The sequence below is a fragment of the Bradyrhizobium archetypum genome, assembly GCF_013114835.1.
Taxonomy (GTDB): domain Bacteria; phylum Pseudomonadota; class Alphaproteobacteria; order Rhizobiales; family Xanthobacteraceae; genus Bradyrhizobium; species Bradyrhizobium archetypum.
This window is the reverse complement of sequence record NZ_JAAVLW010000005.1, coordinates 697,234-712,257: the sequence shown is the minus strand read 5'-3', so window position 1 is coordinate 712,257 and position 15,024 is coordinate 697,234. Positions and strand designations below refer to the sequence as shown.

Genomic DNA, 15,024 nt, shown 5'->3' with positions numbered 1-15,024 from the left:
CACGGGAGGGTGCGCATGGCCACTCTATATTCCGACAGCATCGCAAAAGTAGGACGGCACGTATTCGGCGAGGCCGCCACATATCCCATTCGCAAGATCGAACTTTCCGACCTGAACGAGGCGCTGCGCCTGGGCTGGGAAGACTTCAAGGCAGTGCCAAGTCACGCGGTTGTCCTGTGCGTGATTTATCCCGTCCTCGGTATTGCCCTGTTCAGGATGGTCCTTGGCTACTCGATACTGCCGCTGCTGTTTCCGCTGGCAGCCGGGTTTGCCTTGATTGGACCCTTTGCCGCGATCGGTCTCTATGAGCTCAGCCGCCGCCGCGAGCGCGGCGAGGAAGTCGGCGCATGGGATGCGCTCAACGTGCTGCAGGCGCCATCCTTCGGCGCCATGATCGAGCTTGGCGTGCTCCTGCTCGTTCTGTTCGGAGCCTGGATCGGCGCAGCGAACGCGATCTACGTTGAAATCTTTGGCCACGCGCCGGCTGCGAGCATTCCCGACTTTTTAACGCGCGTGCTGACGACGCCGGACGGATGGTCACTCATCATCATCGGTTGCGGCGTCGGTTTTCTGTTCGCGGTCGTCGCGCTGTGCGTCAGCGTCGTGTCGTTTCCGTTGATGCTTGACCGGCATGCGACTGCGATCGATGCTATCCGCACGTCACTGCGCGTCGTGATGAAGAATCCGGTTCCGATGGCCGGGTGGGGCCTGATTGTCGCGGCGCTGCTGGTGATCGGTTCACTGCCGGTCTTCGTTGGACTCGCCGCCGTTCTGCCGATACTCGGTCATGCCACCTGGCATCTGTATCGGAAAGTGGTCGAACCCGATCCTAATCCTCCGCAGGAACAACCGCGCCGGCGGAAAGGTCACCGCTACGCAGCGGATTTTCCGTCCGCTCTCTTCCCGTGGGGCCGCGAGCGCGAGCCGTAGCGACAAAATACGAGGCCGTGATCGCGCCCCCCGCCGTAAGATGTTCGATGGCTGGCGCTACGGCTTCGGCGGGATGAAAGTCGGGCCGACGGTACGGATCGGCTTGTCCTTGTCGTTGGTAGTGGCCGCCGTGTCGGCCGGAGCCGCCGGTGCTGGCGCGGTGGCGGTGGTGCCGCCGGGCGCGGTGCCCTTTTTGTTGGCCGCAGGCGGCGGCGCGCCTTTCGACTGCCCGCGCTGCTGCATCCGCTTCGCGCTCTCTTCCGTGACGATAATGTCGCCCTGTTCGATCCCGGCCCTGTCGTCGACCGACTTCAGCGCTTCCGACCAGGTCTGGCCTGCTGCCTTGCAGGCGCAGGAGGGATTGAACTCGGTGCGGAATTTGAACGCGTTTGGCAGCGACGTATAGGGCTGGCCGTTGATCGAGACCGCCTGATTGATGTCTTCGCCCGGGTTGCGGTAGGTGAACAGCGTCGCCTCCGTCGCCGGGCAAAGCGCCTTGCAGGTCCGCTCGTCGTCCTGAAACCGCGCCTGATAGGTGGCGAACGACACCGGGAAGTAGCCGCCGTCGCAGGTGCGGACGCAGACGGTGCGGAAGGTGCCGGACGGCGCGCCGAGATCGGCGCTGGGCGGTGGCAGCGTATTGTTGTTGCCGAACAGGTTGTCGATGAAGTTGCCGGGACCGCGCGCGGCGGCGGCGTATTGCGGGCCGCAATTGTTCTGCGCGAGCGCGATCAGCACCGAACGGCGCTGGTTTTCGCGCTCAGTGCCGCCGATACCGCCGCTACGCAGCCGCTCCAGGCTGGTGGTGATCTGGTCGAGGTTGGCGCGCATCTGCTGAATCTGGTTGTTCACCGGACCGCATTCGGCTGAGCGGCCACTGAACAGCGAGAAAAAGCCCGAGCTTTCGCAACCCATGCGCTTGGCCTGCAGCGAGACCCGATCGAGTTCGGCCTGCTGCTTGCCCTGGGCCTCCTGATAGCGGCGGATTTGTTCATCCTTGGCGGGGTCGCCGGTGCCGGCGCCACGGTCGATGGTTGCCAATTGTCCTTCGAGCCGGATGCAGATCGGATTGCCTTGCGCGTTCGGAGGCGCGTCCTGGCTCATCTGCGCCATGGCGTCCTCGTTCGTCTGCGCCAGAGCGCGCGCGCCCATGGCGGCGCCGAGCAGGAGGGCGCAGGTCAAAATCCGAAGGAAAGGGCGAAGGTTGCGAATTTCAAGCATATCCGGCCATTGAGGGCTGATCCGCGCGGCCCAACAAGCCTGGATCGCGGGGCCAAGGCAGCGTTCTGCGGCCAAGGCTGCATCCCAATAGCCGCTTCTCGGGGCAGCGTCACGTCGTTTCCACGGCGCGGATGTGGCAAACGGGCCGTTGATTCTACGGAAATATTCAGGCCTAGCGCTGGCAGGTAATCGCGACGAATTCACCGCACGCCGGGCCTGAGCAGCGATCGCCGCGATCGCCTGGAACCGCACCCGTCATCTCCTCGGGGTCGATGCGGCGGTAGGCGGTGGCCTGTGCAAATTCCCGTGACTGGCAGTAGGAGCGGGCGGCGTGGGCGCCGCAGGTGTGGCCTTGGGCGAGGCACTGGTCGACGCCGTAGCCATCGGCCTGGTTGGCCACGATGAAGACGCGGCTGTCGGCAAAAGCGGCCGAGGCGGCAAGCAGAAAGCCGCAGGCGATAAGTGCGGAGGAAGGTCGCATGGAAAGGCACCGGCAGGGGAAGGGACGGCGTCCAGAACTAGGCCCAAAGTGTTAATAATGATTAACCATGAACCTTGATTAGCCTTTGGGGCGCAGCGAATGGTGGGATTTGCCGACCTGATCCGCCTCAAATCGGGCACAAGCAAGGCCTTGACGGCGTGCGCGCGATACCGCAATGGTGGAACATGAACGGTTTCCTCGCCATCTGCAGCATTTGCCGCGAGATTATTAGCTAGCGATTCGCTGGCTGAGGCCGTCTTTTCTCAAAAACTGAGATCACTGGACGCCCGGCCGCAAGGGATGGGTTTGCCATGGATTTGCGTCTGTACGATACGTTGACGAAGGAGAAGCGGCCGTTCGCGCCGATCGATCCCGGTAATGTCCGCATGTACGCCTGCGGACCGACGGTCTACGACTTCGCCCATATCGGCAACGGCCGCGCGGCGATCGTGTTCGACGTGCTGTTCCGCGTGCTGCGCCATCGCTATGGCGCCGATCACGTCACCTATGTCCGCAACATCACCGACGTCGACGACAAGATCAACGTCCGCGCTGCGCGTGACTACCCCGGCGTGCCGCTGAACGAGGCGATCCGCAAGGTCACCAAAGAGACATACCAGCAGTATCAGGATGACGTTACGGCGCTCGGTTGCTTGGCCCCGACGGTGCAGCCGCGCGCGACCGAGCACATCCCGGAGATGCGCGAAATCATCGAGAAGCTGGTTGCCGGCGGCTTTGCCTATGTCGCCGAAGACCATGTGCTGTTCTCGCCGCAGGCGATGAACGAAGCCAATTCCGTGATGCCGCGCTATGGCGCGCTGTCGAAGCGCTCGCTGGACGAGATGATCGCCGGCGCCCGCGTCGACGTCGCCCCCTACAAGCGCGACAATACCGACTTCGTGCTGTGGAAGCCGTCAAAGCCGGGCGAGCCGTCATGGCCATCGCCTGCGGGGATTAAGGTGGAGGGGCGTCCGGGCTGGCACATCGAATGCTCGGCGATGGCCTGGAAGCATCTCGGAGAAAAGTTCGACATTCATGGCGGCGGCATCGACCTGGTGTTTCCGCACCATGAAAACGAGCTCGCGCAGACCTGCTGTGCGTTCCATTCCGACCGCATGGCGAATGTCTGGATGCACAACGGCTTCCTGCAGCTCGAAAGCGAGAAGATGTCGAAGTCGCTCGGCAACTTCTTCACGATCCGCGAGATGCTGGCGGATTGGCCGGGCGAGGTGCTGCGCCTAAGCATGCTCAAGACGCATTATCGTTCGCCGCTCGATTGGACCCTTAAGGGTGCGGAGGAAAGCGCGAAGACGCTCGACGACTGGTACGCGATCGCAGCCGACGCCGTGCCCAGCGAGCCGTCGCCGGCCCTGATCGAGGCGCTCTATGACGACCTCAACACGGCGCTGGCGATGGCTGTCCTGCACAGCCTGCGCAACGCAGCGGCGTCCGGCGGCGGGCGCGAACGCGGCGAGTTTGCCGCCTCGCTTCGCCTGCTCGGCTTCCTCTCGATGAGCGCCGCGGCATGGAAGGGGCGCAAGCAGCAGGCCAGCGGCATCGATGCAGCGCAGGTCGATCGCCTGATTGCGGACCGCGCGGCGGCGCGCGCGCGGAAGGATTTCAAGGAATCCGACCGGATCCGGGACGAACTCGCTGCGATGGGCGTCGCCATCAAGGACGGCAAGGACAAGGACGGAAAACCCGTCACCACATGGGAGATCGCGTGATGGAAAAGCCCGATACGCCGTTCCCGAAGCACTGGCGCTACTACATCTTCATCAAATGGGCGCTGATCGTCGCCGCGGTCGGCCTGGCCTTGCGGCTGTTCGGAGTGTTTTGACGAGATGGGACAGGCATTGCCCAAACCCGGCCTGCGGCCGTTTCTGCCCGCGGATGTTCCGATGCTGGCGGCGATCTTCGTTGCCGCCATCGAAGGACTGACCGGCGACGACTACAGCGAAGCGCAGCAGGAGGCCTGGGCGGCTGCCGCCGAGGATGAAGCGGCGTTCGGCAAGAAACTCGCCGGGCAGCTGACGCTGATCGCGACGATCCAGAACGCGCCAGTTGGCTTCGCCTCGCTCAAGGGCGCCGATCATATCGACATGCTGTTCGTCCATCCGAGCGTCGCGGGGCAGGGCGTTGCGACCATGCTGGTCGATGCGCTGGAGAAACTTGCCGGCGCGCGCGGCGTGAAAACCCTGACGGTCGATGCCAGCGACACGGCAGAGCCGTTGTTCAGGAAGCGCGGCTATACGCCTAAGCAGCGCAACACCGTCTCGCTCAACGGCGAATGGCTTGCCAACACCACGATGCAGAAGGCGCTGGCCAATGGCGCCGCGCCGGGAGCGCCGACATGAGCCGCGAACGCCTTTATCTGTTCGACACCACGCTGCGCGATGGCGCACAGACCAACGGCGTCGATTTCACGCTGCATGACAAGCAGATCATTGCGCAGATGCTCGATGAACTCGGCATCGACTATGTCGAGGGCGGCTATCCCGGGGCCAACCCGACCGATACAGAATTCTTCGCCGACAAGCCGAACCTGCAGCACTCCAAATTCACCGCATTCGGCATGACGCGCCGCCCGGGCCGCTCGGCCTCGAACGATCCGGGGCTGGCGGCGCTCATCGATGCGAAGGCCGATGCGATCTGCTTCGTCGCAAAATCCTCCGCCTACCAGGTGCGGGTGGCGCTCGAGACCACCAACGAGGAGAACCTCGCCTCGATCCGCGACAGCGTCACGGCTGCGAAGGCGGCAGGGCGCGAGGTGATGGTCGACTGCGAGCATTTCTTCGACGGCTACAAGGAAAACGCCGATTTCGCGCTCGCATGCGCTCGCGCGGCCTATGAGTCCGGCGCGCGCTGGGTGGTGTTGTGCGACACCAACGGCGGCACCATGCCGCATGAGATCGAGGTCATCGTCGGCGCCGTCACTAAGCATATCCCCAGCAGCCATGTCGGCATCCACGCCCATAACGATACCGAGCAGGCGGTCGCCAATTCGCTGGCCGCGGTGCGCGCCGGCGCACGGCAGATCCAGGGCACGCTGAACGGGCTCGGCGAGCGCTGCGGCAACGCCAATCTCTGTTCGCTGATCCCGACGCTGTGCCTGAAGAACGAATTCTCCGACGCCTTCGAGATCGGCGTCACCGCGGAAAAGCTCGCGACCCTGATGAAGGTGTCGCGTACCCTCGACGACATGCTCAATCGTGCGCCCAACCGCCACGCGCCCTATGTCGGCGAGAGCGCCTTCGTAACCAAGACCGGCATCCATGCCTCCGCCGTTCTGAAAGACCCGCAAACCTACGAACACGTGTCGCCGGAATCCGTCGGCAATCACCGCAAGGTGCTGGTCTCCGATCAGGCCGGCCGCTCCAACGTAATGGCCGAGCTCGACCGCGCCGGCATTCCATACGAGAAGAACGATCCAAAACTCGCGCGACTGGTCGAGGAGCTGAAGGAGCGGGAGGCGGCGGGCTTCGCCTATGAATCCGCCAACGCTTCGTTCGATCTGTTGGCGCGGCGCACGCTTGGTCGGGTGCCGGAATATTTCAAGGTCGAGCAGTTCGACGTCAATGTCGAGCAGCGCTACAACGCCAACGGCCAGCGCGTCACGGTGGCACTTGCCGTGGTCAAGGTCGATGTCGCCGGCGAGCGGCTGATCTCGGCAGCGGAAGGCAACGGCCCCGTCAACGCGCTCGACGTCGCCCTGCGCAAGGATCTCGGCAAGTACCAGAAATACATCGAGGGCCTGAAGCTGATCGATTACCGTGTGCGTATCCTCAATGGCGGCACTGAAGCGGTGACGCGGGTGCTGATCGAGAGCGAGGACGAAAATGGCGAGAGCTGGACCACCATCGGCGTCTCGCCCAATATCATCGACGCCTCGTTCCAGGCGCTGATGGACTCCGTGGTCTACAAGCTGGTGAAGTCGGGCGCACCGGCGTGAGGTGCGCAAGGCGGTGCGGCATACACCGTTATTGCGAGGAGCGCAGCGACGAAGCAATCCATCGCACCGCAAGAGAGTATGGATTGCTTCGCTTCGCTCGCAATGACGGGCAGAGAGCAGGGGCCATTCCATGATCGACCACATCTCCGTCGGCGTCAGCGATCTCGAACGCGCCGCGCGTTTTTATGAAGCAACGCTTGCAACGCTCGGCCTTTCGCGCCTCGTCAGCCGTCCCGCCACGATCGGCTTCGGTAAGACTTATCCCGAATTCTGGATCAACCTTCGCGCCGGCATGATGCCGGTGCCGCACGAAAGCGGCACGCATATCTGCCTTCGGGCCAAAACGACCGGCGATGTCGATGCGTTTCACGCAGCCGCGGTCAGTGCCGGCGGCCGTTCCGACGGCGCGCCGGGCATTCGCCCGCATGATCGCGTGAAATACTACGCGGCGTTTGTCATCGATCCCGATGGCAACCGCATCGAAGCCGTGACGTTTCCAAGTGAGTGAGGCCGTGGCGGCCTAGAGCTTCCGCGCCAATTCTGGCGCCATTTCCCTGGCGCCTTCGGGCGCACGCGATGCGGCGGCGCGCAGCCTCGGCACGATGTCCTCGACCCGTTCAGCCTTGAGGATGTTGACGTTCAGTCCCGGGCGGATGAATTCGGTTTCGCGCATATGTGCCAGCAGCGCGATCAGCGGCTCCCAGAAGCCGTCGATATTGGCGAGCAGAACCGGCTTGGAATGACGGCCGAGCTGCTGCCAGGTCATCTGCTCGACCAGCTCTTCCAGGGTGCCGACGCCGCCGGGCAGCGCGACGAAGGCGTCGGAGTGTTCGAACATCAGCCGCTTGCGCTCGTGCATGTCGGGCGTGACGATCATCTCCTGGACGCGCGTCAACATGTGTTCGCGCGATCGCAGAAAATCCGGGATGATGCCGGTGACCAGGCCGCCATGATCCAGCGTGGACTTTGCGATCGCGCCCATCAGCCCGACCGATCCGCCGCCATAGACGAGGCGGATTTTGTTCTCGGCGAACGTCTTTCCCAGGGCGATGGCGGCTTCGACAAAGCGGGGGCTGGAACCGGGGCCGGAGCCGCAATAGACGCAGACAGTTTTGATTTGATCCATGGAGACCATGTGGCACTGCACCCAGAAAAGCTCAAGTCTGGTTGACTTCGCTGATGCAGCAGAAATAGGCCCGAAATCAAACCAAACCGGGGAAAGATTTATCTTTCAAGGCTGTACGGCAGGATTAAACGCTTTATATGACGGGCGTATGCAGATCATCCGAGACCATCTGACGGCGGCCGGTGCGCCTCTTTGCGTTGGGCGCGACAGCAATGGCTGATGCTGATTCGCTTAGCCGTACCGCACAGCCTCCGGCCGACAACCCTGCCGAAAAAGCGACCCTGACCGGGACGCTGGTGCATTTGTGGCCCTATATCTGGCCGGGCGACCGCGCCGACCTGAAGATGCGCGTGGTCTGGTCGATGGTGCTGCTGCTCGCCGCGAAGCTCGCGACGCTGACGGTGCCCTTCACCTTCAAATGGGCGATCGATGCGCTGAACGGTATGGGCACGGCGCCGGTCGAGGCGTCGAACTGGATGCTGTGGCTGATCGCCTCGCCGCTGCTGATGACCGCAAGCTACGGCGCGGTGCGCGTCCTGATGGCGGTGCTGACGCAATGGCGTGACGGCATCTTTGCGCGTGTTGCGATGCATGCGGTGCGCAAGCTCGCCTACATCACCTTCGTTCACATGCACGAATTGTCGCTGCGCTTTCACCTGGAGCGCAAGACCGGCGGCCTGACGCGCGTCCTGGAGCGCGGCCGCACCGGCATCGAGGTGATCGTGCGGATGGTGATCCTGCAGTTGATCCCGACGATCGTCGAGGTGTCGCTGTTGATGGCCGTGCTGCTGTGGCAGTTTGACTGGCGCTACGTGCTGGTCACCGCGATCACCGTCGTGATCTACATGTATTACACCTACATCGCCACCGAATGGCGGATCGAAATCCGCCGCAAGATGAATGATTCCGACACCGAAGCGAACACCAAGGCGATCGACTCGCTGCTCAACTACGAGACGGTGAAATATTTCAGCGCCGAGGCGCGCGAGGCCGAGCGTTACGACCGTTCGATGGAGCGTTACGAGCATAACAGCGTCAAGACCTATACCTCGCTGGCGGTGCTCAACACCGGGCAGGCGGTCATTTTTACGGTCGGTCTCACCGCGACCATGCTGATGTGCGCGCTCGGCGTGCGCAACGGCACCAACACGGTTGGCGATTTCGTCATGGTCAACGCCATGATGATCCAGCTCTATCAGCCACTGAATTTCATGGGCATGGTCTATCGCGAGATCAAGCAGGCGATCATCGACATCGAGAAGATGTTCAACGTGCTGTCGCGCAATCCGGAGATCAAGGATATCGAAGGCGCCGCACCGCTCGCAGTCACCGCGGGCAGTGTGCGCTTCGACGACGTGCGCTTTGCCTATGATCCGGAGCGGCCGATCCTGAAAGGCCTGAGCTTCGAGGTGCCCGCCGGCAAGACCGTTGCGATTGTCGGCCCCTCCGGCGCCGGCAAGTCGACGATTTCGCGATTGCTGTTTCGTCTTTACGACGTCTCCGCGGGCCGCATCCTGATCGACGGCCAGGATATCCGAAACGTCACCCAGGCGAGCCTGCGCGCGTCGATTGGCATGGTGCCGCAGGATACCGTGCTGTTCAACGACACAATCCGCTACAACATCCGCTACGGCCGATGGGACGCTGGCGATGCCGAGGTGGAAGAGGCGGCGCAACTGGCGCAGATCGACGCCTTCATCAAAAGCTCGCCGAAGGGCTACGAGACCCAGGTCGGCGAACGCGGCCTGAAATTGTCAGGTGGCGAGAAGCAGCGCGTGGCGATTGCGCGCACGGTCTTGAAGGCGCCGCCGATTCTGGTGCTGGATGAGGCGACATCGGCGCTCGATAGCCACACCGAACACGAAATCCAGGAAGCGCTGGAGCGCGTCTCGCGCGGCCGCACCTCGCTCGTGATCGCGCACCGGCTCTCGACCATCGTCGGAGCCGATGAAATTATCGTGCTGGATCAAGGACGGATCGCCGAGCGCGGCACCCACGTCAGGCTTCTGGCCGCCGGCGGGCTCTATGCCAGCATGTGGAACAGGCAGCGCGAAGCCGAGGCGGCGCGGGAGAAGCTCGCGCAGATCGACGACGACAACATCGCGCCGAACCGCGCGCCGCCGCCGGTCGACGATCCGCTCAATGAGCAGCCCAAGGATCAGGCCAAAGATCCCTTGTCTAAAGATCCCTTGGCAACCGCCGCGGAATAATCCAAATACGGCGCTACTTCCCGAACGGGAAGCCCAGACAACAGTGAGCCTCGATGTCGATTGCGAATTCCATCCGCGCGCAGATCCCGCCGATCCATCCCGAGGGCTATCCTTTCATCGGCGGCTTTGCGCTGGTCAGCCTGATCCTGTTCTGGATCTGGACGCCTCTCGGCTGGATCGGCACCGGCCTGACCGTCTGGTGCGCGCTGTTCTTCCGCGATCCGGTTCGTGTCACGCCGGTGCGCGACGGCATCGTGGTGTCGCCGGCCGATGGCCGCGTCTCGATGATCGCGCAAGTGTTGCCGCCGCCCGAACTCGGTCTCGGCGACCGGCCGCTGCCGCGTGTCTCGATCTTCATGAGCGTGTTCAATTGCCACGTGAACCGCAGCCCGGTGACCGGCCGGATCGACCGCATCGCCTACCGGCCCGGCGCCTTCATCAATGCCGAACTCGACAAGGCCAGCGAAGACAATGAGCGCAATTCGCTGGTCATCTCGACGACAAATGGCCGCATCGGCGTCGTCCAGATCGCGGGCCTGGTGGCGCGGCGGATTGTCTCATTCGTGCGCGAAGGCCAGTCGATCGGCGCCGGCGAGCGGTTCGGCCTGATCCGTTTCGGCTCGCGGTTGGACGTCTATCTGCCCGAAGGCAGCAAAGCGCTGGTTTCCGAGGGCCAGACCGCGATCGCCGGCGAGACGATTTTGGCGGATTTTGGCTTAACCGAGCACGGTCGGACGTTCCGCGCGGATTAACCGCGTTCAGGGCGGCCAAAAGGGGTAGGCGGTGACCAATGGCGAACCGGCCTGCTGCTTGCTATATAATGGCTGGCCATGCTGATCCCGGACCCCAAATACCCTGAACTGCGCCGCCGCCGGTTTCGCCCGATCCCGGTGCGGATGCTCGTGCCCAACGTCATCACGTTGCTCGCGATCTGTGCGGGCCTGACGGCGATCCGCCTGTCGATCGAAGGACGGATGGAGCTCGCGGTCGCGGCCATCGTGTTTGCAGCGGTGCTCGACGGAGTGGACGGGCGCGTCGCGCGCATGATCAAGGGCCAGTCGAAATTCGGCGCCGAACTCGATAGCCTGGCGGATTTCGTCAATTTCGGCGTCGCCCCCGGCCTGATGCTGTATTTCTGGCAGCTCCAGGAGTTGAACAATGGCGGCTGGATCGCGGCGATGGTGTTCGCGATCGCCGGCGGCCTGCGGCTGGCGCGGTTCAACGCCAGCATCGACGATCCGAACAAACCTGCCTTTGCGGCGAATTATTTCACCGGCGTGCCGGCGCCAGCCGGTGCGATCCTTGCGATGCTGCCGTTCTATCTGGCGTTTCTCGGCATCTCCAAGCCGCCGGCTGCGCTGACCGCGGTCTACACGCTGATAATCGCGTTCCTGATGGTGTCGCGGCTGCCGGTATTTTCCGGCAAGACGGTGAAGATGCGGGTACCGCCGGAAATGGTGCTGCCGGTTTTCGTCTCCGTGGTGTTCTTCGTCGCGCTTCTGATCGGCTACCCCTGGCACATCCTTTCGATCGGCTCGGTGCTCTATCTCGTGAGCTTGCCCTGGGGCTGGAAGTCCTATCGCGACCATGAGCGCAATGCCGCCGCGGCGCAGGCGCAGCCGTCCGCAACGGCTGATGCTGCTGCGCCATCAACTCCCGCGCCGACGTTTGCACCAGCTCCTGATGACACCGAGGACAAGCGGCCTGCGCGTCTGAACTGATCGTCCAGCGCAACTTTCCGATATATCTGCCATGAGCGGCTGCCGAGTTGGGTTCTCCTCCAATCTCGGCTATAGGGCTTTTGCGACGTACGGCCTCAAAGAGCCGGGCCGAAAAATCAGGAGAGAACGCCGTGAACAAAGCCGCTACCGCCCCGTTGCCTGCTTCCGTCCTCGAGGCGCTGGCGCGCTATGACACGCCGACGATCTGCAATGCGATGGAGATCGTCGCGCCCGAACGCCGGCTGATCGGCTACACCACCAAGCCGCTGGTCTGCCCGTTTCCGAACCTGCCGCCGATGGTGGGCTATGCCCGCACCGTGACGATCCGCTCGGTGCTCAAATCCACGCTTCCGCCTGACGAGCAGGCCCGCCGCCGCATCGCCTATTATGAATATGTCGGCACCGGCTTTGGCCCGCGCATCACCGTGATCCAGGATATCGACGGTGCCGACGTCGGCTACGGCGCGTTCTGGGGCGAGGTGCAGAGCAACGTGCACAAGGCGCTCGGCTGCCTCGGCGTCATCACCGACGGCTCGATCCGCGACATCCCGCAATGGGCGCCGGGCTTCCAGGCGCTGGCCGGCTCGATCGGCCCGTCGCATGCCTGGGTTCATGCCGAAAGCTGGGGCGGCGAAGTGCGCGTTGCCGGCATGACGGTGCATTCCGACGATCTGATCCATGCCGACCAGCATGGCGCCATCGTGATCCCCATCGATGTCGCGGCGAAGATTCCGGAAGCCGCCGAACTCTGCGGCCGCCGCGAGACGCCGATCCTGGAGATCGCACGAAGCCCCGACTTCTCGCTCGAGAAGCTGAAAGAGGCGCTGAAGCGCTCGGCGGAGATCCACTGACGGAAAAGTCGGAATTCTCAACAGAGAGAACCTGACCAGGCAGAAGGTGCAGTTCATTCCCTGTCGCGGCGCAGGCCGGCGATGACCGATCTCGTCTCCGGCACAGTGGACTTGCTGGTGGTGCAGGGCGCGGTGGCGCTGCCGCAAATCCGCGCCGGCAAGATCAAGGCGCTGGCCAATCTCTCGCCGATGCGCTCGGCCTCGATGCCCGACATTCCGACATCGGACGAGAGCGGCGTGAAGGGGCTCAATATGTCCGGCTGGTTCGGCTTCTGGGCGAAGGGCACGCAGAAGGACATCATCGCAAATGCGGCAACCGTGGAGGCGCTGGCCGATCCCGCAATCCAGAAGCGCTTTTCCGAACTGGGCCTCGACGTCGCGCCACGTGCACAGCAGACCTCGGAGCGCCAGGCCGCCTCCCAGAAGGCCGAGATCGAAAAATGCTGGCCGATCATCAAGTCAGCCGGCATCGGCATGCAGGCGCAGTGAGCACTGGCCGCGGGCGATTGACCTAATTCCCGTCATTGCGAGCGGAGCGAAGCAATCAATGTCTCCGCTTGTTGCGCGATGGATTGCTTCGTCGCTTCGCTCCTCGCAATGACGGGCAGACACGACGAAAAAGCAACCGGCACAGCATAGTTAGCAAATCCTTGCGATCGCGGGAGCTGCAGGCCCGCAATTCTACGATCTCCGTTTGAGTTTAACCTTTACGGCTCTTTAATCGCGGTGATCGTAGGGTGCCTCCTGCGCCAGCTCCGGATGGGCTGCGCGCCCGGTCAGGATGGCCGGTCGTTCGCGTACGCGTTGGAGTTCAGAATGGATATCACCACGCTCGTTGGCCTGACAGCCGGTGCGATCGTCCTGTCGACGCTGATCCTGATGGGCGGTGATTTCCGGATGTTTTACGACATCCACGCCGTCATCATCATCTTCGGTGGTTCGTTCGCCGCGACGATGATCCGCTTTCCGCTCAGTGCGATCCTGCACGGCATGCCGCTCGGCGCGAAATTCGCCTTCACCATGAGCCGGCTCTCGGCGCGCGATCTGGTCGACGAGCTGGCGCGCATTGCCGAAATTGCCCGCAAGCAGGGTCCGGTCGGACTGGAAAAGGTCGAGACCGACGAGCCGTTTCTCGCCAAGGGCATCCGCTACGTCGCCGACGGCTACGACCTCGAATTCATCCGCGACAACATGGAGCGTGATCGCGACAATTTTCTGATGCACCTGAACGAAGGATCGAAGATCTATCGGGCGATCGGCGACTGCGCGCCGGCGTTCGGCATGATCGGCACGCTGCTCGGCATGGTGCAGATGTTCTCGAACATGTCGGACCCGTCGAAACTCGGCCCCTTCATGGCCGTGGCGCTGTTGGCGACGCTCTACGGCGCGGTCGTTGCGAACCTGATCTGTCTGCCGATCGCAGACAAGCTGCATGGCAAGCTGATCGACGAGGAAACCAACCGCACGCTGATCATCGACGGCATCCTGATGATCCGCGATTCCAAGAGCCCGGCCTTGGTGCGTGAAATGCTGCTGGCCTATCTGCCCGAAAAGCACCGCAACGAGGAAGGCGAGCTGGTCCCGGCCTGATCGGCAGGCAGCATCCAGGCGCGACGTAAAACATGGCCAAGAAAAAACGCGAAGAGGCGCATGGCGGTCACGGTTGGTTCGTGACGTTCGCCGATCTGATGGCGCTGTTGCTGTCGTTTTTCGTGATGCTGGTAGCGTTCTCTAGCCAGGACCAGCAGAAGCTCAAGATCGTCGCCGGCTCGATGCGCGAAGCGTTCGGCGTGCAGACCGAATCCCGGCATTCGGGGATTGTCGAATCCGACGGCCTGCCGACGCGGCCGAAGCTGAGGAACGTCGCGCATATTTCGCCTGAGGAAGCCTCCAATACCCCAACGCCCGACGAGAAGGATCGTCAGCGCGAAATCGGCGCTCGCCTGAAAGTCGATCGCGAGTTCGCGCTCGCCGCGGCCTCGTTGCGCCAGGCGCTGCAGGACATGCCGGAACTGACCGAAATGTCCAAGAACATCATGTTCGAGGAGACCAAAGAGGGCCTCAATCTCGAAATCGTCGACCAGGATGGCCGCTCGATGTTCGCCGACGGCTCCAAGGTGCCGTATGACCGCACCCGCCGGCTGATTCAGAAACTGGCCGGGCCGCTGAAGGCGACACCGCTGCGGCTCAACATTGTCGGCCACACCTCTGCCGGTTTTGTGCCGTCGCGCAGCGAATATAGCGCGTTCGATCTGTCGGCGGACCGCGCCAATGCCGTGCGCCAGATCCTGGAGCGCGAGGGACTGCCGCCGTCTCACATCTATGCCGTCGGCGGCAAGGCCGACAGCCAGCCATTGTTTCCCGACGATCCGACGTTGCCTGCAAACCGTCGCGTTACCATCACCTTGATGCGCGAAAATCCACCGCTTCCGCCAAACCTGAAGCCGTAGGTCTACTACTATAATACCACCAACGTTGTGGCTGGTTTGCGCCAGTCGTGCGTCGCTGGCGGTGCTAAGCTTGCCCGATGAT

At 63.0% G+C, this 15,024-nt stretch carries 15 protein-coding genes; 12 read left to right on the top strand and 3 right to left on the bottom strand.

Annotated features, from left to right (window positions below; genetic code table 11):
- The first annotated feature begins 15 nt into the window (after positions 1-15).
- Positions 16-930 carry a DUF2189 domain-containing protein gene (locus tag HCN50_RS19830; protein ID WP_171711332.1) on the top strand — a complete coding sequence of 305 codons (915 nt, stop codon included), beginning with the start codon at positions 16-18 and terminating at the stop codon, positions 928-930.
- 57 nt (positions 931-987) lie between these two features.
- Here HCN50_RS19830 and HCN50_RS19825 read toward each other — a convergent pair whose 3' ends face one another.
- Positions 988-2,151, bottom strand: a complete 1,164-nt coding sequence (locus tag HCN50_RS19825) for a DUF2865 domain-containing protein (protein WP_171711451.1) — start codon at positions 2,149-2,151, stop codon at positions 988-990.
- Between the two features lie 172 nt (positions 2,152-2,323).
- The gene (locus HCN50_RS19820) at positions 2,324-2,632 is read right to left on the bottom strand and encodes a hypothetical protein (protein WP_171711331.1); all 309 of its coding nucleotides are present in this window, start codon (positions 2,630-2,632) and stop codon (positions 2,324-2,326) included.
- A gap of 311 nt (positions 2,633-2,943) precedes the next feature.
- Here HCN50_RS19820 and cysS point away from each other — a divergent pair, with 311 nt between their 5' ends.
- The 4 genes from cysS to HCN50_RS19800 all read left to right on the top strand — a co-directional run bounded on the left by cysS (position 2,944) and on the right by HCN50_RS19800 (position 7,092).
- Positions 2,944-4,359: a cysteine--tRNA ligase gene (cysS, locus tag HCN50_RS19815; RefSeq protein ID WP_171711330.1), complete on the top strand. Its 1,416-nt coding sequence runs from the start codon at positions 2,944-2,946 to the stop codon at positions 4,357-4,359.
- A gap of 117 nt (positions 4,360-4,476) precedes the next feature.
- Positions 4,477-4,989 carry a GNAT family N-acetyltransferase gene (locus tag HCN50_RS19810; RefSeq protein WP_171711329.1) on the top strand — a complete coding sequence of 171 codons (513 nt, stop codon included), beginning with the start codon at positions 4,477-4,479 and terminating at the stop codon, positions 4,987-4,989.
- The gene (gene cimA, locus HCN50_RS19805; RefSeq protein WP_171711328.1) at positions 4,986-6,584 is read left to right on the top strand and encodes a citramalate synthase; all 1,599 of its coding nucleotides are present in this window, start codon (positions 4,986-4,988) and stop codon (positions 6,582-6,584) included. The genes HCN50_RS19810 and cimA overlap by 4 nt, the downstream gene beginning before the upstream one ends.
- 130 nt (positions 6,585-6,714) lie before the next feature.
- Positions 6,715-7,092: a VOC family protein gene (locus HCN50_RS19800; RefSeq protein WP_171711327.1), complete on the top strand. Its 378-nt coding sequence runs from the start codon at positions 6,715-6,717 to the stop codon at positions 7,090-7,092.
- Between the two features lie 12 nt (positions 7,093-7,104).
- Here the strand turns inward: HCN50_RS19800 and HCN50_RS19795 are convergent, their stop codons facing one another.
- Positions 7,105-7,710: an LOG family protein gene (locus HCN50_RS19795; RefSeq protein ID WP_171711326.1), complete on the bottom strand. Its 606-nt coding sequence runs from the start codon at positions 7,708-7,710 to the stop codon at positions 7,105-7,107.
- 212 nt (positions 7,711-7,922) lie between these two features.
- Between HCN50_RS19795 and HCN50_RS19790 the strand changes: the two genes are divergently transcribed.
- The 7 genes from HCN50_RS19790 to HCN50_RS19760 all read left to right on the top strand — a co-directional run bounded on the left by HCN50_RS19790 (position 7,923) and on the right by HCN50_RS19760 (position 14,942).
- A complete protein-coding gene (locus HCN50_RS19790; protein ID WP_171711325.1) occupies positions 7,923-9,920 on the top strand; it encodes an ABCB family ABC transporter ATP-binding protein/permease in 1,998 nt (665 codons plus the stop codon).
- 53 nt (positions 9,921-9,973) lie between these two features.
- Complete coding sequence (locus HCN50_RS19785) at positions 9,974-10,672, top strand: phosphatidylserine decarboxylase (protein WP_171711324.1); 699 nt, start codon at positions 9,974-9,976, stop codon at positions 10,670-10,672.
- A 78-nt stretch (positions 10,673-10,750) separates the two neighbouring features.
- Positions 10,751-11,641 (top strand): CDP-alcohol phosphatidyltransferase family protein, encoded by an 891-nt coding sequence (locus HCN50_RS19780; RefSeq protein WP_171711323.1) that lies wholly within the window; start codon positions 10,751-10,753, stop codon positions 11,639-11,641.
- 131 nt (positions 11,642-11,772) lie between these two features.
- Positions 11,773-12,492 (top strand): RraA family protein, encoded by a 720-nt coding sequence (locus HCN50_RS19775; RefSeq protein WP_171711322.1) that lies wholly within the window; start codon positions 11,773-11,775, stop codon positions 12,490-12,492.
- Positions 12,493-12,573: 81 nt separating this feature from the next.
- A complete protein-coding gene (locus HCN50_RS19770) occupies positions 12,574-12,981 on the top strand; it encodes a Bug family tripartite tricarboxylate transporter substrate binding protein (RefSeq protein ID WP_171711321.1) in 408 nt (135 codons plus the stop codon).
- A gap of 327 nt (positions 12,982-13,308) precedes the next feature.
- Positions 13,309-14,082: a motility protein A gene (locus HCN50_RS19765; RefSeq protein WP_171711320.1), complete on the top strand. Its 774-nt coding sequence runs from the start codon at positions 13,309-13,311 to the stop codon at positions 14,080-14,082.
- A 32-nt stretch (positions 14,083-14,114) separates the two neighbouring features.
- Positions 14,115-14,942 carry an OmpA/MotB family protein gene (locus HCN50_RS19760; RefSeq protein WP_171711319.1) on the top strand — a complete coding sequence of 276 codons (828 nt, stop codon included), beginning with the start codon at positions 14,115-14,117 and terminating at the stop codon, positions 14,940-14,942.
- Positions 14,943-15,024: the final 82 nt, after the last annotated feature.